This is a genomic window from Flectobacillus rivi (genome assembly GCF_030056655.1).
GTDB classification, from domain to species: domain Bacteria; phylum Bacteroidota; class Bacteroidia; order Cytophagales; family Spirosomataceae; genus Flectobacillus; species Flectobacillus rivi.
This window is the reverse complement of the sequence record NZ_JASHIE010000015.1, coordinates 86851-104772: the sequence shown is the minus strand read 5'-3', so window position 1 is coordinate 104772 and position 17922 is coordinate 86851. Positions and strand designations below refer to the sequence as shown.

Annotated in this window: 14 protein-coding genes; 9 read left to right on the top strand and 5 right to left on the bottom strand. The window is 37.4% G+C overall.

The window, feature by feature from the left end:
* The first annotated feature begins 214 nt into the window (after nt 1-214).
* From QM481_RS19865 to QM481_RS19850, 4 genes are all read left to right on the top strand, one after another.
* Nucleotides 215-835: a sigma-70 family RNA polymerase sigma factor gene (locus QM481_RS19865; RefSeq protein ID WP_095166239.1), complete on the top strand. Its 621-nt coding sequence runs from the start codon at nt 215-217 to the stop codon at nt 833-835.
* Nucleotides 836-1730: 895 nt separating this feature from the next.
* Complete coding sequence (gene gmk / locus QM481_RS19860; protein ID WP_166553238.1) at nt 1731-2300, top strand: guanylate kinase; 570 nt, start codon at nt 1731-1733, stop codon at nt 2298-2300.
* Nucleotides 2301-2378: 78 nt separating this feature from the next.
* Entirely contained in the window at nt 2379-2951 is a 573-nt protein-coding gene (nadD, locus tag QM481_RS19855) for a nicotinate (nicotinamide) nucleotide adenylyltransferase (RefSeq protein ID WP_166553239.1), read from the top strand.
* Between the two features lie 11 nt (nt 2952-2962).
* The gene (locus tag QM481_RS19850; RefSeq protein ID WP_283383028.1) at nt 2963-3778 is read left to right on the top strand and encodes an NAD(P)-binding domain-containing protein; all 816 of its coding nucleotides are present in this window, start codon (nt 2963-2965) and stop codon (nt 3776-3778) included.
* A gap of 27 nt (nt 3779-3805) precedes the next feature.
* On the opposite strand, the gene QM481_RS19845 is transcribed toward QM481_RS19850, so the two are convergent.
* Together QM481_RS19845 and QM481_RS19840 are read right to left on the bottom strand one after the other, a co-directional pair.
* The gene (locus tag QM481_RS19845; protein ID WP_283383027.1) at nt 3806-4660 is read right to left on the bottom strand and encodes a LytTR family DNA-binding domain-containing protein; all 855 of its coding nucleotides are present in this window, start codon (nt 4658-4660) and stop codon (nt 3806-3808) included.
* Between the two features lie 400 nt (nt 4661-5060).
* A complete protein-coding gene (locus QM481_RS19840) occupies nt 5061-8432 on the bottom strand; it encodes a ThuA domain-containing protein (protein ID WP_283383026.1) in 3372 nt (1123 codons plus the stop codon).
* Nucleotides 8433-8755: 323 nt separating this feature from the next.
* On the opposite strand from QM481_RS19840, the gene QM481_RS19835 reads away from it, so the two are divergent.
* Nucleotides 8756-11161 carry a penicillin acylase family protein gene (locus tag QM481_RS19835; RefSeq protein ID WP_283383025.1) on the top strand — a complete coding sequence of 802 codons (2406 nt, stop codon included), beginning with the start codon at nt 8756-8758 and terminating at the stop codon, nt 11159-11161.
* A 93-nt stretch (nt 11162-11254) separates the two neighbouring features.
* Here the strand turns inward: QM481_RS19835 and QM481_RS19830 are convergent, their stop codons facing one another.
* Complete coding sequence (locus QM481_RS19830) at nt 11255-11752, bottom strand: hypothetical protein (protein WP_283383024.1); 498 nt, start codon at nt 11750-11752, stop codon at nt 11255-11257.
* 213 nt (nt 11753-11965) lie between these two features.
* Here QM481_RS19830 and QM481_RS19825 point away from each other — a divergent pair, with 213 nt between their 5' ends.
* On the top strand, nt 11966-12655 hold the full coding sequence (locus tag QM481_RS19825) for a TerC family protein (RefSeq protein WP_283345137.1): 690 nt from the start codon (nt 11966-11968) through the stop codon (nt 12653-12655).
* Nucleotides 12656-13097: 442 nt separating this feature from the next.
* On the opposite strand, the gene QM481_RS19820 is transcribed toward QM481_RS19825, so the two are convergent.
* Nucleotides 13098-13502, bottom strand: a complete 405-nt coding sequence (locus tag QM481_RS19820) for a T9SS type A sorting domain-containing protein (protein ID WP_166553247.1) — start codon at nt 13500-13502, stop codon at nt 13098-13100.
* A gap of 265 nt (nt 13503-13767) precedes the next feature.
* Nucleotides 13768-14163, bottom strand: coding sequence for a T9SS type A sorting domain-containing protein (locus tag QM481_RS19815; RefSeq protein WP_283329234.1), 396 nt, complete (start codon nt 14161-14163; stop codon nt 13768-13770).
* A 609-nt stretch (nt 14164-14772) separates the two neighbouring features.
* Between QM481_RS19815 and QM481_RS19810 the strand changes: the two genes are divergently transcribed.
* The 3 genes from QM481_RS19810 (at nt 14773) to QM481_RS19800 (ending at nt 17908) form a co-directional block, all read left to right on the top strand.
* Nucleotides 14773-15456, top strand: coding sequence for a tropomyosin (locus tag QM481_RS19810; RefSeq protein ID WP_283383023.1), 684 nt, complete (start codon nt 14773-14775; stop codon nt 15454-15456).
* Nucleotides 15457-15533: 77 nt separating this feature from the next.
* Nucleotides 15534-16544 carry a hypothetical protein gene (locus QM481_RS19805; RefSeq protein ID WP_095166266.1) on the top strand — a complete coding sequence of 337 codons (1011 nt, stop codon included), beginning with the start codon at nt 15534-15536 and terminating at the stop codon, nt 16542-16544.
* A gap of 176 nt (nt 16545-16720) precedes the next feature.
* Nucleotides 16721-17908, top strand: a complete 1188-nt coding sequence (locus QM481_RS19800) for an acyltransferase family protein (RefSeq protein WP_283383022.1) — start codon at nt 16721-16723, stop codon at nt 17906-17908.
* Nucleotides 17909-17922: the final 14 nt, after the last annotated feature.

Sequence of the window (17922 nt, the reverse complement as noted above, 5' to 3'; positions counted from 1 at the left end):
TGTATTGATTGGAGAGCTTTACAATGAAGAATGTCTAGTATGCCTTTTTGTCATAAAATTGACAAAAATCATTCTTGGCAGATTGTTTGTACATGATAGTATTCAAGCGTTTGAGAATTTAGAGACAGAGTCAACGAGATAGTGATAGTAGTAGAGCTGTACTCTGTCGAACGATTGGATAATGTGTTTTTAAAAAAGAGACTCATCATCAGCTATGTCAGAGCAAGAAGAAATCCCAACTCTCCAAACCTATTCGGAAACCGAAAAACATAGAGTTTTCGAAAAGGAGTTTATGCCCCATATAGATTCTATGTACAACTTTGCGTTTCGCCTTACCAACGATGAGGACGATGCCAATGATCTTGTGCAAGATACCTACTTAAAAGCCTTTCGCTTTATCAATTCTTTTGAAGAAGGAACTAATGCCAAAGCTTGGTTGTTCAGAATCCTGAAGAATAGCTTTATCAACGATTTCAGAAAGAAATCGAAAGAACCTTCAAAAGTAGATTACCAAGATGTAGAAACAACCTACAACTCGGAGGAAGATGCTGAAACTACTCAAACGGTAGATTTACGTGCCGAAACTGTCCAAGATTTGATTGGAGACGAAATCGCTAATGCGCTCAATTCGCTTCCTGTAGATTTTAGAACAGTGATTATCCTCTGCGACATCGAAGGATTTACGTATGAAGAGATGGCCAAAATCCTAGATATTCCTATTGGTACAGTACGCTCACGCTTACACCGTGCTCGTATGCTCCTCAAAGAGAAACTGAAAAGTTATGCCAAAAATTTAGGATATGATGTCAATGCTGACACTTTGGCAGAAAATTAGCTATCTGATAGGTGACATAAATCAGAAATTAAAAACTTTTTTACAAAACTGGAATTTTTTTTTTGGTCACTCTGTTCAATAACTACTTGATTTATATCAAAATACAAAAAGTTTATCGTTTGCTTTGACAAATAGATTCATTAGAAAATAACCAAGTTAACTGCTTAATTCTATAAAGACATGATTTCCGAGGCTGAGAAGGTGCAAGGGACTCCCCAACAAAAGAAGACTCATTGCGAACATGAGGGCGAATGTATGAAACTTGTTCAACTCATTGTAGATGGACAGGCGACTGAGGAGCAAATAGCTCAATTTAAAAGTAACATGGATAAGTGTTTGCCATGCGAAAAGGGCTATGAATTAGAAAAATGTATAAAAGACGCAATGCAACTAAGATTGGAAAAGAAATGTGTCCCGTCTTCTTTACTTGATTGTATCAAGAAAAAAATAAGCGGCTTGTAAAATAACAAACGCCAAGAAAAACTTTTGAAAGGTTATTAAGTTGTCCTTGTATTGGATACGACTTAATAACCTTTTGCTTTTGAGGCACTCGGCTCGCTTTGTCATATCAATAAATAATGAGTATTTTTGAAAAATAATTGGTGCGTGAAATACAACTTTTCTCTTTAGTAAGAGTATGTTTGAAAATTTTATTTGGCTTTTATCGGAAAAACAAAATTTCCCTTCGCCACACCTTACTTTTCTTGTCTTGACACAAGAAAAGTAACAAAAGAAAGTCAATAAATCCTAAACTCGCCTGCGGCTCAAACAACAGGATTTCATAAAAATAAATACAATTTTTTTATTTTTAATGACTTATAAAATTTAATCATACTCTAAGAAGCGTTTTATAAAATCACAATACCAATCTTTTATTCCCTAAAATTTTTAAGCATTGGAAAACGGCAAACTTATCATTTTTTCGGCTCCATCTGGTTCAGGTAAAACTACTATCGTAAAGCACCTTTTGGCTACTAACTCTAATTTGGGTTTTTCTATTTCGGCATGTACGCGCGACAAACGTGGTCGTAATGAAGAAAACGGCAAGGATTATTACTTTATGACGCCAGACGAATTCAAACAAAAAATTGTACAACAAGAATTCGTAGAATGGGAAGAGGTATATCCAGGCGCTTATTATGGTACACTCAAATCAGAAATCGAAAGATTGTGGTCAGAAGGCAAGCATGTAATTTTTGATGTAGATGTACGTGGTGGCGTTAAATTGAAAGAGTATTACAAGGAGCGTGCATTATCAATTTTTGTAAAAGTACCTAGCGTAGAAGAACTAGAAAAAAGACTTCGTGAGCGCGGTACTGATTCGGAAGACTCTATCTCGAAAAGAGTTTTTAAAATGAACTTCGAAATGTCTTTCCAAGACCAATTTGACGTAGTATTGTTGAACGACAATTTGGATGAAGCCGTAGCAAAAGCACAAAAGCTTTTCGACGATTTTACAAAATAATTATAACTTACAAAAGGGTTGTTGGTAGGTCAAAAATTTGATTTACTAACAACCCTTTTGTTTTGAAATACATTCGCAATGAAAATAGGCTTGTTTTTTGGCTCATTCAATCCCATTCACGTGGGACACTTGATTGTTGCCAATGTGATGGCAACAACTACCGATCTCGACCAAGTATGGTTTATCGTTTCGCCACAAAATCCTTTCAAGAAAAATAAATCGCTTTTACATGAGTTCGATCGTTTGGATATGGTCGAAAAAGCTATTCAGGATAATCCTCTTTTTCGTGTTTCGAATATTGAATTTTCGATGCCAAAACCTTCCTATACCATCGATACCCTAATTCGTTTGCAGGAGAAACATCCTAATTATGAGTTTAAATTAATTATTGGAGGCGATAATTTGGCACAGTTTCCTAACTGGAAAAACGCAGATAAGATTTTAGAATATTTTGGTCTATATGTTTATCCACGACCAAACTCCGAGCCAAGTGAATTAGAAAAACATCCTAATGTACAATTGGTAAAAGCTCCCTCATTGGATATTTCGGCAACATTTATACGAGATTGTATCAAAAATGGTCAACCCATAAGGTATATGGTGCCCGAAGAAGTAGAAGAGTATATCCAGAGAAAGAAGTTTTATCTATAAATATCACAACGATGAAAATAGCAATTTTAGGATGTGGTTGGTTGGGTTTTCCACTAGGAAAGAATCTGGTAGCCAAGGGGCATCAGGTAATAGGTTCGGTAACTTCCGAAGCCAAAACTATCCTATTGTCCGAGGCAGGAATCAGCCCTGTGGTATTACAACTCAATCCAGAGGCTGATGAGCAGGCACTAACAACATTGCTACAAGCAGAGATGCTAGTAATCGCTATTCCTCCAAGAGCAGGTAAATATGGTGACTCTTTTCACGTAGAGCAAATGAAAGGGATTTTACCGACTCTTCAGAAGTCAACAATTCAAAAAGTAGTATATATTTCATCGACCTCCGTATATCCTGATTTAGGACAAGTTGCCACAGAAGATAGCGAAGTAATCTCCACTCATAGTTTGATTCAAGTCGAAAACCTCTTGAAAAATGCTTTGGGAGATAATGTAACCATTTTACGTTGTGGAGGCTTGATGGGAGCAGAGCGTATTCCTGCGAAATATTTTGCTGGAAAAACAATCAATACAGGCGCAATCCCTGTCAATTATGTGCATCAAGAAGATGCGGTTGGTGTGGTGACTACCATTCTTGAAAAGGGAATATTTGGAGAAACCTTTAACGTTGTCTCTCCAGAGCATCCTGTTAGAAAAGAAGTGTATTTGAAAAACTGTGCCGAGCTAGGTTTCACAGAACCTATTTTTATAGAGCCCGAAACAACGATTCCTTATAAAGTGATAGATGCTACAAAGTTGCTCAACAAGACTGGATATGAGTTTCGTTATGCCAATCCTGTGGATTATAAGTATCAGGACGTTGTTTGTTAATGGTTGGGTTAAAGAATTATAATTTTCTTAAAGACTACCTCTAATCTGCTCCACCAGATACGCATATTTTCTTGCTACAGGCACTTGTCCGTTTTGATTCAATAAATGTAAACGGTAGCCTTGCGCATTTCCTGATATTTTTTCTACCTGAGATAGATTTACGATAAAGGAACGGTGGCACCTGAGGATATTGGTGTTTTCAGGGATTTGCCCTTCCAATCTTGTAAGACTACTACGAAGTATGGTTTTGCACAAAGTTTCGTTTTCTAGAAAATGCACAGTGCAATAGTTATCACTCGATTCGATATAAAGAAGATGAGGGGCAGGAATGGCTATTTTATCTTTTTCGTTTTCGGCTACCAAGCTTAAGAGTAGTTCCTCTTCTGTTTGAGTAGTAGTTGGCGTAACGATATTGGTAGGAGCTAGGGCATACTTTTTTAAGTGATAGATATAGTTGATAAGAATAATCATGGTGGCAGGGAATATGCCTAAAACCAAGGTATATGTCAACATCGCAATATAACCTCCTACTTGAACATCTACCAAATGCGTAATGGCACTGTAGGCGATATTGCCACAAGCGATCGAGAATAGATTAAATGCAACATAGAGCATTTCTTTTCCTACCGTCCAATTTTCACTAGCAAAGCTGATCGAAAAGATACGAGGCACTACAAAATAGTTGAACAACATCATGAAGGTACTCACCAATCCAAAACCCGACAATATCCATGGTTTGCTTGGGTCGTGCCAATTGGCTGAGCCGAAGGGTTGGAAATAATTCAAAAAAGAGGCGATAAACAAACCTGTTGCAATAGATAAAACTATACTCTTTCGAGGCGTTGCGTTATGTGGATAAGGCTGAGAGAGTATTTTAAACATTGGCTTTTTGATTAATTGAATGAATGCTGAATAAATGGTTGAATATTTTTGTGTAGGGACGTAATGCTTTACGACTTAGGGTAAATTACCAGAACAGAGATTCAACCTCAAGCAAAAATAGAGAAAGCACAAGATTTATTGAAATATAGAAGAGTAAAACAATTTAGTGAATGATGATTTAGTGGATGAGTGATTATTTTAAGAATCTATATTCTAGTGGTATAAACGCAATGCTTTGCGTCTAAAAAGGAGAATCCTCCAGCATATAAAAAGGCGGTCGAAAAACTCATTTCGACCGCCTTTTTTGATACTGTATTTCAGAATGACACCTATTTAGACGCAAAGCATTGCGTCTCTACAAGTGCAACACATTTAGAAAATAATCACCAAATACATTTACTTATCTTACCGCAGTAATATCTGAAACAGCAAAAAGTGCTTTGTCTTTTGCTTCAGGATTTACAAAAACAAAATATAGGTTTTGTGTACCTGTAGCATCTGCCAAACCTAATTTTACAGGTTGTGTATTGCCTTTACCTACCTCTACCGAACTTAATACTTTACCTGTTGGCGAGCCAATATGCAACTCGATTTTACCTCCTACTGTACGTTCATCAGAAGCAAAAGCTGCCACATCAAAAGCCTTTAAGCCTGTAAGGTCAATGTTTTCGAAGCCGATATATCCTTGGTTTTTAGTAGCTGCTACAATTTCGCCCAAACCATCAATTTTTACCTTCATCGTTTCTTTTTGAACGTCATAGCTTGTTGCTCTAAATTTGGCACTTCTCAAGGTGACCGTTTTAGTAGCATTCTGAGAGCCTAAACTTCCAGCGCCTTTATCGGTATAACTAGCTGAGAAAATATAAGTACCAGCTTTACCAGTATCTTTCGTCAAGTATTCACCTTTTACAGGCTTGCTTGCTTTGCTGTCATCTGCCAATGATAAGATGTATTTTACCATTTCAGTAGCATCTGCTTTGCTTACTTGTGGGTGGGCAGCCATAGCTTGTTCGCCCCAAACGCCACCACCACCTTTGATGATTTTGTCAGAAAGTTTACCTTCGATTTGGAAAGCACCTTTGTATTTCTTGGCTACTTCTTTATAAGCTGGTCCGATAGATTTTTTGTCTAGCGAGTGACAAGCTTTACAGTCAGACAATTCAATCAAGCGCTTGCCTGACAATACGCTCATATTTTGTTGGTGACCCTGAGCAATGATGGTTTTATCAAATCCTTCAAGATAGTCGATATTTACTTGTACATCTTCCGCTTTGATTTTTTTGTTATCCAACGAACCATCTTCCTTATCAGCAACTTTTACTTCGTAAGCTACTTTCTCATCATTCCAATAGAAAGACTTGTTGCCTTTAATAGTCAAGGCTACTTTCGGAATATCATTTCCTACTTTGATTTCTACAGAAGCTTCTGATACATTACCTGCCACATCTTTTACTTTGAGCGTAGCCTGATAAATACCTGGTTTTGTAAAAGTAAAACTAGGATTGTTCAGCTTACTTTTTGGTGCGCCTTTTGCGAATGACCATTCGTAACTAAGCACATCGCCATCGAAATCTTTTGTACCTACGGAAGAGAAATTTACTTTGAGTGGTACAGCACCAGCTATCTTATCAGCACTAATTTGGACTACAGGCTTACGGTTGCCAGCATTAAACTCGATACGTGACAAACGTGCATCTTCATTTTGAGCAAACCAGTTTTGCCCATACTCCAACACATATAAAGCTCCATCTTTAGCAAATTGCATATCCATTGGGTGGCTAAATACCGTATTTGGCATGAAGCGCTCCATCGAAACAAAATCACCATTTGGTTTCATCGTAACGATATTGATAAAGTCACGTGCCCAGTCATAAGCAAAGAATTTTCCGTCAAAGTATTTAGGAAACTTGACATTCGAGTTTTGATAGTCATTGATATAATACACAGGACCGCCCATAGCATTACGTCCGCCTTTGCCAACAATAGGACCAAACTCTGGTGAGTCTGCATAAGGGTAATAAATAAAGGCTTTTTGTGCTGGAGGCAATTCTCTCAAACCCGTATTATGTGGAGAATCGTTGATAGGCTTCAATGGGTCAAACTTGCTACCAACTGAATTGTCTTCGAAATTGCGCTGATTATAAGCACGGTTGTCAGCAACAAACAATGGCCAACCAAAATAACCAGCTTTACGAGCTTGGTTTACTTCATCATGACCACGAGGACCATATTTGTCTGAGTTTTCACCTGCATCTGGACCAACTTCTCCCCAATACAAATAACCAGTGTGTTTATCTACCGAAATACGATAAGGGTTACGGTTACCCATTACATAAATTTCAGGACGCGTTTTTTCAGTACCCACAGGGAAAAGGTTGCCTTCAGGAATCGTGTAAGAACCGTCGTCAGTAGGTTTAATTCTTAAGATTTTTCCTCTCAAATCATTGGTGTTTGATGACGTAGCACGAGCATCCCAACCCGCACGACCCGCACGATTGTCGATCGGAGCAAAGCCTTCTGAGGCAAATGGATTGGTGTCGTCTCCTGCTGAAAGGTACAAGTTTCCTTTGCTATCCCATTCGATAGAACCACCAGTGTGACAACAGTCAGTACGTTTTACAGGAACTCTCAATAACGTTTTTTCGGAAGAAAATACCAATGTATCTTTTACATCATCATAAACAAATCTTGAAAGTCTGTTGGCGGTATCTGCACCAGCAACTTCATACGATGGACTGTAAAATAAGTAAATCCATTTGTTTTGGTTGTATTTTGGGTCAATATTCAAACCCATCAAACCGTACTCAAATTTTGAATATACACGCAAATCAGCTGCGACTTTGGTTTTTTTCGTAACGGGGTTATATACCTTTAATAAACCTTTTCTTTCTGTAAATAATACTTTACCATTATCCAAAACAGCCAATTCTGTTGGCTCATCAAGGTTTTTGTCTAATACAATTTTAGTAAAACGGTTTTCTTCTGGCGCATATTCGCTACGAGCTTTTGAGTAATCTAGTGCCGAGCCAGAAGCTGCCCATTGCAAGCCTCCCCAAATATGACTCATCGGAATTTCGTCTGAGAAAGTCTCATGTGTATGTCCCCAGTTAGTGTAAAATGCACGACCGCCATCGTATTCGTGATACCAAGACATAGGGTGGAAATCGCCCATTTTACCTTCTTGGTAAGATTTTTCGTCAAGAGTAATCAACACTTTAACATCTTTGTTAAACTCTTTGAAATCATAGAATTCATCTTTTCTTTCAAAAGTTGTAGGCAATGTACCTGTCGAAATATGGTTTTTGTCGGTTACTGTAAATTTACCCATCTGAACATTCGATACATTTTTGCCAGGGTGACCATTAAAGTAGCCTCCAACTAGCTTGCCGTACCAAGGCCAGTCATATTCAGTATCTGATGCTGCATGCACACCCATAAAACCGCCTCCCGCTTGGATATAGCGCTCAAAAGCTATTTGTTGTGCAGGATTGAGTACATCGCCTGTAGTACTCATGAATATCACTACAGCATATTTCTTGAGGTTATCCTCTGTGAATTTTGTAGCATTTTCGGTAGTATCTACGGCAAAGCCGTATTTCTGACCTAGGTCTTGCATGCCCTTAATACCATAAGGAATTGAGCTATGTCGAAAGCCAGCAGTTTTAGAAAACACTAGCACTTTTTTGCCCTGCAAAGGATTGGAGGTCTGTGCCTTTAGAGAGAGAATGGCTAAAGAGAAGAGAGCCATTAAGGCGAGCCTTAATTTTTTCATAATAAATTGTAATTGGATAGTTTGAAAGAAACCAATATAGATAAATACGTTTTTGAATAATACCAAAATTAACCAAAAAACAACTTGTGTTCTATACTGTTCTGTAATTGTGGTTGAATATAAATAAAAAAAGTTGAATTAGGATAGTTTTTAGACACTACGAGGGTAGTTGAGTTGTGACAGAAAAGACTAAATTTGTATGAGTGCCTATATGCAAGCACTTTAACTTTAATTCACTTAAATAACTTTAGAAAAGGTACAAAAAAGCAAATCACACAACTAGCTTATAGCTTTATGTTTTGTACTAAAACCTTGTAAAAACTATGCGTCTTATCAAACGAATTTTAATGGGGCTACTTATCGTAGTCGTGCTATTGGGGCTAGGAGTATTTGTCTGGCTCAAGTCTAAAGTGGCAAATCATGACCAAGAAATAAATCTACAAGGACTCTCACAACCCGTGGAGGTACTATGGGATGATTTTGGAATCCCTCATATTTATGCTCAAACGGAAGAAGACGCCTATTTCGCGTTGGGCTATGTGCATGCACAAGAAAGACTTTTCCAGATGGAAGCCCTTCGTCGCTTGGCAGATGGACGCCTCTCGGAGGTATTTGGCGATATGGCATTGGAAAGTGATAAGTTTTTCAGAAGTCTTGGTTTTAGAAAATATGCAGAACAAACCATCGCACAGTATCCTAAAAATGAAGGCTATGTCAAAGCCGCTTCGGCGTATGTGAATGGCGTCAATGCTTTTATCGAAAATGGAGATACGCCCGTAGAATTTGAACTTTTGAAAATTCCGAAAACGCCTTTTTCAAATCTAGATTTACATATTATTCAAGGATATATGGGCTTTTCTTTTGCGGATGCTTTTCGCACAGATCCTTTGATGACCTATATCCAACAAAGTCTTGGCGAAGAATATACCAAGGATTTAGTAACAACTTGGGCAACCAATGCGGAGAAAATCCCTGTTACAAAAGGCAATGAAAAAGAAATAGCGCTTCGCAAAGGTGCCGAATCCGTACAAAATCTGTTGGCATTGGGCAACCAAGTACTTGAATTACAAAAAGCAGCGCCTTTTCCTACGTTTCATGGTTCAAACTCATGGGTTGTGGCTGGAAGTAAAACAAAAAGTAAAGGTGTGATTTTTAGTAATGATACCCATATTGCTTTTTCTCAACCTTCGGTGTTTTTTGAGGCTAATTTGGTTTATCCTAATCAAAACTTTTATGGAAACTTCATCGCTGGTATTCCTATGGCTGTGATTGGGCATAATGATAAAGCTGGCTGGGGCTTAACGATGTTTGAAAATGATGATGTTGATTTTTATAGAGAAAAAATAAATCCTGCTAATGCCAATCAGGTTTGGTTTAAAGACCATTGGGAAGATTTGACGATTAGAAAAGAAGTCATAAAAGTAAAAGGAAAACCCGATGTAGCAGTGCAATATCGCTCGTCGAGACATGGCGTTTTGATTAATGAGTTTGATAAAAAGTTTGTTCATGAAAAATCGCCTGTTGCCTTGTGGTGGGTATTAACACAATTTCCTGACCGTTCTCTAAAAGTCTTTTATGATTTGGCTCATGCTACCGATGTTAAACAAGCGGAAGCTGCTGCTTCGATGATTCATTTCCCTGGTCTGAATGTAATGTATGGCGATGCCAAAGGCAATATTGCTTGGTGGGCGTCGGCAAAACTCCCTAAGCGTCCTGCTCATGTAAAGCCTTATATGATTCTGGATGGTGCTAGTGGCAAAGATGAGATAGAGGGCTGGTTAGATTTTTCTCAAAATCCACATGCTGTAAATCCTGCTAGCGGTTTTGTGTACTCTGCCAATAACCAACCTGAGGATATGGGTACAGGCTTGGTAGCGGGTTACTATGTTGCGCCAGATCGTGCGACTCGTATCAAACAGTTGCTCAATACGCCCAAAAATGATTGGACTACAGAGGATATGCACCAGATGATTACTGAGCATAAAAGCGCTATGGCGCCAACTGTGATTCAAAGTATTGCTCCAATTATTAAATCAACAGGACATACAGAACTCCTGACTTGGGATGGTACACACGATTTGGAAGACATCGAACCAACAATTTATTACAGATTTTTGTATCGTATGTACGAGGCTACTTTCAAAGACGAACTTGGTGCTGAAGGATTCAAAGCGTTTATCAATTCTCAAACTATGAAGCGTTCTTTACAAAACTTTATCGTTAATGATACTTCTAAATGGTGGGATAATAAGGATACAAAAAATATAGAAACTCGTACACAGATTATTCAATCGGCTTTGAATCAGGCTTATACAGATTTGGCGGCTCAACTTGGAACGGATAAAAAGGCGTGGCATTGGCAAAAAGTTCACACGCTCGAGCACGTACATCCTGTAGGTAGACAAAAGCCTTTGAATAAACTCTTTAATGTAGGACCTTTACCAGCTATGGCAGGTAAAGAGGTAATCAATAATCTTGATTTTCCACTTGATTCTTCAGGATATTACAAGGTTAGTTATGGCCCAGCTTTGCGTCGTGTGATCGATTTCTCAAAACCTTTTGAAGGTCAAAGTATTAATCCAACTGGACAATCGGGATATTTCATGAGTAAACATTACGATGACCAAGCTCGTATGTATGTAGAAGGGAAATTTAGAGGAGAACTTATTCGAAAAGAAGACGTAGAAAAAGTTAAATCAGGTAAGCAGGTGTTGAAGCCAAATCAATAAAAGGTGTTAAGTGACAAAGGCACAGAGGCACAAAGTGTTCTAAATAAATCACTTTGTGCCTCTGTGCCTTTGCTACTGTTCACTCCAAAACTCTTACCAATCACGGCGATGATGATGACCTCTTTCTGGCACAACAATTACGACACGTTCACGTCCGCGGCGATTGTTATATGAATAAGAATCAAATCTTCTAGGGTTGTTGCGAATATCGTATGGATTACGTGGATCTACAGGAAAATAACGATTAGCCCATTGTTGGCGATGTGAGCAATAACTATAGGTATCGCAATTGCAACGGTAATCATAATCATTATAACGACCATGCGAATGATTGTCATATACTGGACGAGGGTCGTAAGGATTTCGTGTATCAAAAACTCTACTACGTTCATCATAAGGGTTACGAGGATCTAATGGAAACTCACGGCTAGGTGTATTTCTCGAATAGTCATCATAGCGATTGTCATTGTAAGGATTATTTCTGTTATAGTCATCGCGACGGTCATATCCTTGAGCAAAAGTAGAGCTTGCAACCAGTACAAGCCCTAGGCTCAAGATAGCAATAGTGGAAAGAAATATGTTACGTTTCATAGCACTTAATTGATTTTTGATTGAGAATTTGACTATAAAACGGGTGTAAGAATCTGCATATTTTGCCCCTATGTGTTAATGATTTGTTAAACCAAAATCTAACCGAAATCTAATCCAGAAGCGCTAACTTTTGGTATAACTTGCATGTTCAAATAGCAAAGGAAATGTCCAATGTTTTGAGACGTTAACTCCTTTCAAACAGACAAATAAACAATGACAACTGAAATTCTTATTTCACTGCTTACCCTGATTGTACTTGAAATCGTTTTGGGTATCGACAACATTATTTTTATTTCTATTCTTTCTGATAAACTCCCTCCTGAAAATCGTAAAAAAGCAAGATTGGTAGGTTTGAGTCTTGCGCTAGTTTTGCGTCTAATCTTATTGGCAGGTATTAGCTGGATCATGAAGCTCGATAAAACCTTAATGACGGTTTCGGGAATAGATTTTTCGGGAAAAGACTTAATTCTTATTGCAGGGGGCTTTTTCTTACTGTATAAAAGTAACAAAGAGATTTTTGAAAAAACTGAAGAGGGAGAGCACGCTAGTTCGACACCAGTACCCAAATCATTTGTCAAAATTATCGGACAAATTTTGTTACTAGATTTAGTCTTTTCGATTGACAGTATTATTACGGCAGTGGGTTTGGTAGATGAGTTGTGGGTGATGTATGCCGCTGTAATTGTGTCTATATCGATTATGCTAGCGGTGGCAGGGGCAATCAGTAGCTTTATTAGTAAGCATCCTTCTTTAAAGATTTTAGCCCTATGTTTTCTAATGATGATTGGGGTTACGCTAATTGCCGAAGGATTAGATTTTCATATTCCTAAGCAATATATCTATTTCTCAATGGCATTTTCATTCTTTGTGAATATGATGCAGATTAGAAAAACGAGTAAATAATTTGTAAGCTAGCTGTAGAAACGTAATGCAGTGCAAGTATTGAGTGATTTGTGATTGAGTGCATGAGTGATTTATGTTGAAATTTGTAAGCTAGCTGTAGAGACGCAATGATTGCGTCTTAAGCTGAGTTTGAGCATTGAGTGATTTGTGATTGAGTGCATGAGTGATTTATGTTGAAATTTGTATGCTAGCTGTAGAGACGTAATGCTTTGTATCTTAAGCTGAGTTAGGTAGCAAAAAAGCGGTCGAAAAAACAATTTTCGACCGCTTTTTTGATGAAATTGAGAGAATCATCCTAGTTTCAGAATGGTTCATGTTTATTCATCACTTTTCCAAAAATTAAGTAATCGTGCAGAATTAATTCTAATGAATGAGGTAAAATATTAGTAGTCAAAAACTTATATTCAAAACTCATCACTCACAATTCAGCACTCATACTCACTTACTTATTCACATCCATTGTTCTTGTCAACGTAGTGGGTTTAGAGGTATCTAGCACTACAGTTTTACGAATCGTTTCATGTCCATCGCTGATTTCAAAAGTATATTTTCCATCACCAAGTTCAGACATATCAAATTTACCATGATACGACTCTGTATTTTTACGAACCGTGGAGGTATTTAGGATTTCGCCATCTTCGTTTTTCAAGGTAATCGTTACCGATTTTCCAATGATTTTTTCAAGCATGATATTCATTTTGGCGGCACCTTTGGTTTGGTACATGCCAATTCTGAATGTTTTGGCTTTGGCAGTGTAATTACTGCTATTGTCGTTATTGTCGGCTAATGAGACAAATGAAGTCAAAGCCATTAAAATTAATACTACAGGTTTAAAGAGCGTTTTCATATTATTGAATGAGAAGTTTAAATGAGGCCTACAGTCTTTTCAGACATTCAGCATATTAGATTAAAGAGGAATTTTACTGCGCTGTCGGCTCGTGGCTTTCAGCAATTTATATATTCAAAAAAGAGGTTTAGCCTTTATATATATTCAAAAAAAGAGGTTTTGATGACTTGTAATCTTTGAATGATCGGCGGTCGGTTATTCGTATTTACCAATACTCGACCGCCGAGTGTCCATTCTCTAGCGTTCGTCGGGCGCTCGAACTGGACTATTTATTAACTGTCAGGTTTCTTGTTGTTTCTTGCGTTTCAGGAGACTGAAGGTTTACAGTCTTAACAATTTTCTCAGTTCCGTCAGTGATTTCGAAAGTATAAACTCCGTCTTCCAACTGGCTCATGTCAAACTTACCGTAATACGAAGGGGTATTTTTCGCAACATACTCTTGGTGTAATACTTTTCCCGAAGGGTCTTTCAAGATAATCTTTACTTGTTTATCCTTTACTTTTTCAAGCATCAAATTCATATTCAATGAATTTTTGCTTTTGAACATGCCAACTTCAAACGTCTTCGTCTTATTTGCGTTGCTGTTGTCGTTGTTTGCGAAACTAACTACAGATAAAACTGTTAATGCAGAGATTGAGAAGAGTTGAGCGAACGTTTTCATGACTTTTATAAATGTTTAGAAAGTTAAACCTTAATGCTTGATTACGTGTCAAGAAGAAAAGTTTTGATTGAGAGTTAATTTTAAAACTGTTTTTGAATCTTTTATGTACTTGTTGTGCTGAATTCTTGAATCAAAGTTATGTGTTTTAACCAGTACCTTGCAATACAAAATACCATAATCGGTCGTCTAGTCGGTTGAATGGTAAAAATCTCGGTACAAATTGTTGAGATATTGACTAAACTGGTAGGATATATGGATTAACGGTTAAGGCAGAGCTTTTCTTTGCGAATTCTATCCATAAGATGCAGGCAAAAGCAGAGATGTTGCATGAAGATTGAAAAAAAAATATTTTTTTCAAAAGTAATAGAGGGTTGCAGGAGCAAAGGCACAAAGAGAAATGAGTCCTTTCTATTTTCAAATCGTCAAATTTTCAAATTACACAATATCCATCAAATCCTGTAGCCATTCTTAAAGTCCGCATACCATTCTTACAATCTTTCTTACAGGACAGCCCTCGACTGTATAATATTGTATCAAGTAATTCGAGAAGATTTTGTAAATTTCATTCTTTACAAATCTACATTATACTTTATCCTCAAAATCAAAACTATGTCAACAGAAGAAAAAAGCATCGGGAAGAAAATTCTGAGTTTCTTTATTCAAGATGTACCCGAATCATCGCCCGCTACGCCCAGCCAAAGCGTAACACCTGAGCCTCAAGCTACACCTGTTAGTCAGAATGTAGTACGACCATCAGAGACGAATGCTAGTACGGATAAGAAGTTTGTTGACCATTTTGTGCAACTACTCGAAAAAGCCAATCTTCCGGGTGCCGACTATTTTGAGTTTATGCAAACCATGAAAAGTTTGTCGGGCTTAGGCTTATCAGAGGAAAAACAGTTTCAGGCTGCTTGGGCAAGTTTTAGAACCATGGGAGGAGTTTCGGACATTAATATATTGGTCAATACAGCCAATCAATATGTCCAAATACTTGAAAATGATAAAACGGCCTTTCTGAAAGATGCCGACGCAGCTATTAAAGAGCGTGTGGGCAATCTGCAAAATCAGGTAAAACAAATGCAAGATGAAAACAAGCAAATGGCCGAGCAGATTATTGCTTTACAAAAGAAAATAGAACAAAATAATAGCACTATAGAGAAAGTATCGGGAGATATTGAAGAACAAAGTGCTAAAATCAATAATAACAAAGCAGGGTATCAGGTTACACACGATTTCTTTGTAGACCAAATCAAGTCTGATATTTTCAAGATACAAGAACATTTATTGAAATAAGGCTTCTAAACTTTTAAATTACTCGTGTCTCAGTGTGACTGTGTACGAATAGAAATTAACCAAAACCAATTAAACTAATGGCAGATTTATCACAAATAGGAGGAGGTGATGCTCCCCAGAAATCATTTTGGAGTAAACCCGAAGGTGTCACCTCATTGTTGTTCTTAGGCGCAGCAGGAGCGGTGGGCTTGTATTACTTCAACAAGATTGTTGAGTTTTTGATTAAGGTAACTGAAAATACGCTTTATCTGGGCGCTTTGTTGGCGGTATTAGGTTTGTTTGTGTTTTTGATAACGAGCAAAGATGTTCGTACAGCGGCATTTTTCTTGTTCAAAACTACGATGCGCAAAATTGCAGGTTTGGTGATTCAACTAGACCCTATCGCAATCATGAAAATCTATATCGAAGATTTGAAAGAAAAGCGTCAAAAAATGTCTGGTCAAATCGATATTTTGGCAGGTCAGTTGGTTAAATTGAATAAGAAAATCAATGAGAACAATGACCAAATCAAGCAAAAATTCGCTGAGGCTAATAAGGCAAATACCATGATTGATAAGCCTGGTATGAGAGAAGCTGCCTCGTTGGCAACGATTGAAGGGGCTGGTTTGCAAGAAATGAATGAGAAGTTGTTGCCTTTACAACGTAACATGAAGACTGTATTGAGCTTCATGGAGAAGGTACAATCATCGGCAGATTATATTATTAAGGAGACCGAAATCAAGGTAAAATTGAAAGAGGCTGAATACGAAATCGTAAAAAGTAGCTCGAATGCCTTGAAAACCGCTATTAGTATTTTTAAAGGAAATCCTGATAAAAAATTCTACTTCGATGAGTCGATGGAATATATCCAAGACGATATGAGTAAGAAACTAGGAGAAATGAAGCGCGCGATGGATTTGTCAATGGACTTTATCAATGGTGTAGATATTCAAAATGGTATTTTGACCGACAAAGGTCAAGCCATGCTTGAAGCTTACAATAGCGGTGAGTTCAAATTGATCAGTCTGGATTCGTCACCAAGCACTGGTTCTTCAACACCACATATTCCTCCTGCGAAGGATTCAGGATATAAAGGTTTGTTAGAATAAATTACCCAAGCGAGAGACAGTAACTTGTCTCTCGCTTTTTTATGGAAAAAGCCCTTCCCTAAATAATTCAATCCTTCGTTTGTGATTAGCTAGAGAAGCTATAATTTTGCAAACCTTATCCAAAGGCAAAAGGTCGGCTAAGTAGTTGACTTTAAAGTTGCAAAAATTACAACTTCATGGCTAAAAATCGCTTATCAGAAACAGTTTCGGCATCGACATCAGTACCTAACACGGAAAAATCCAAATCAGTATATTTTCCTAATCTTAACGGAGTACGGTTTATAGCGGCTTTCAGTGTGTTGATACATCATATCGAGCAAGCAAAAGCTGCTTTTGGTTTGCCTAATTTATATTCAAATCATATTGTTAAGCATGCAGGAAAGCAGGGAGTAGGTTTGTTTTTTGTGCTTAGCGGTTTTTTGATTACTTATTTATTGCTTAGTGAAAAAAGTAAAAATAATACTATCAATATCAAGAACTTCTATGTTCGTCGTGTGCTTCGTATATGGCCTATTTATTACATCATTGTACTTTTAGGAACCTTAGTTTTACCACATTTCAAGCTCTTTTATTGGCAATCGGCTGCGGAGGTATTAAGTAATGCAGAAGCATTTTGGCCTCGCTTGTCATTATTGATGATGATTTTGCCGAACCTTAGCTTTATTTTTTACGAGTTACCCTATCTGTGTTCACAAACATGGTCTATTGGTGTCGAAGAGCAATTTTATTATCTCTGGCCTTGGTTGATTCGTGCTAATTCTTGGAAGGCAAGATTCGGTATTATTGCTATTTTTATACTAGGGACAGCCTCTATCTTCTTGATTTACTTTTTCTTTTTTACCAATAATACCATCGCCGAATTGCCTAGGTATGTCTTTTTCTTCTTCAGCCAATTTCGTATTATGATGATGGTTATGGGTGGAGTAGGAGCTTATTTAGTATTTACCAAGCACTCAATTCTAGCATTTCTATTTCAGAGAAAAGTACAATTTGTAGTTTATGGTATTTTATTAACAATTATTATTTCTGGCTACGAGTTTAAGGGAATAAATCTTGAATTATTAAGTGTTTTCTTCTGCTATTTTATCGTTAATGTTGCCGTAAATCCTCAGTCGATTATAAATCTTGAGCAATCTGTGGTATCTTATTTGGGTAAGATTTCCTATGGACTTTACATCTATCATATTGCTATCAACGTTGCTATCATGAACCTTTTGCAGCCTTATCAACATACATGGTCGTTGGGTGTGTATAACTTGGTTATGTATGGGCTAACCATCGGTTTGACGGTTGCTGTAGCAAGTTTATCTTTCCACTTTTTAGAACAAAAACTATTAGCTTTAAAGGTAAAGTTTGGTCACTAGTCCTTAGAGCAAAT

Coding starts and splice junctions, on each gene's coding strand:
- QM481_RS19865 (WP_095166239.1), top strand. CDS start 215: ATGTCAGAGCAAGAAGAAATCCCAACTCTCCAAACCTATTCGGAAACC.
- nadD (WP_166553239.1), top strand. CDS start 2,379: ATGAAAATAGGCTTGTTTTTTGGCTCATTCAATCCCATTCACGTGGGA.
- QM481_RS19850 (WP_283383028.1), top strand. CDS start 2,963: ATGAAAATAGCAATTTTAGGATGTGGTTGGTTGGGTTTTCCACTAGGA.
- QM481_RS19845 (WP_283383027.1), bottom strand. CDS start 4,660: ATGTTTAAAATACTCTCTCAGCCTTATCCACATAACGCAACGCCTCGA.
- QM481_RS19840 (WP_283383026.1), bottom strand. CDS start 8,432: ATGAAAAAATTAAGGCTCGCCTTAATGGCTCTCTTCTCTTTAGCCATT.
- QM481_RS19835 (WP_283383025.1), top strand. CDS start 8,756: ATGCGTCTTATCAAACGAATTTTAATGGGGCTACTTATCGTAGTCGTG.
- QM481_RS19830 (WP_283383024.1), bottom strand. CDS start 11,752: ATGAAACGTAACATATTTCTTTCCACTATTGCTATCTTGAGCCTAGGG.
- QM481_RS19825 (WP_283345137.1), top strand. CDS start 11,966: ATGACAACTGAAATTCTTATTTCACTGCTTACCCTGATTGTACTTGAA.
- QM481_RS19820 (WP_166553247.1), bottom strand. CDS start 13,502: ATGAAAACGCTCTTTAAACCTGTAGTATTAATTTTAATGGCTTTGACT.
- QM481_RS19815 (WP_283329234.1), bottom strand. CDS start 14,163: ATGAAAACGTTCGCTCAACTCTTCTCAATCTCTGCATTAACAGTTTTA.
- QM481_RS19810 (WP_283383023.1), top strand. CDS start 14,773: ATGTCAACAGAAGAAAAAAGCATCGGGAAGAAAATTCTGAGTTTCTTT.
- QM481_RS19805 (WP_095166266.1), top strand. CDS start 15,534: ATGGCAGATTTATCACAAATAGGAGGAGGTGATGCTCCCCAGAAATCA.
- QM481_RS19800 (WP_283383022.1), top strand. CDS start 16,721: ATGGCTAAAAATCGCTTATCAGAAACAGTTTCGGCATCGACATCAGTA.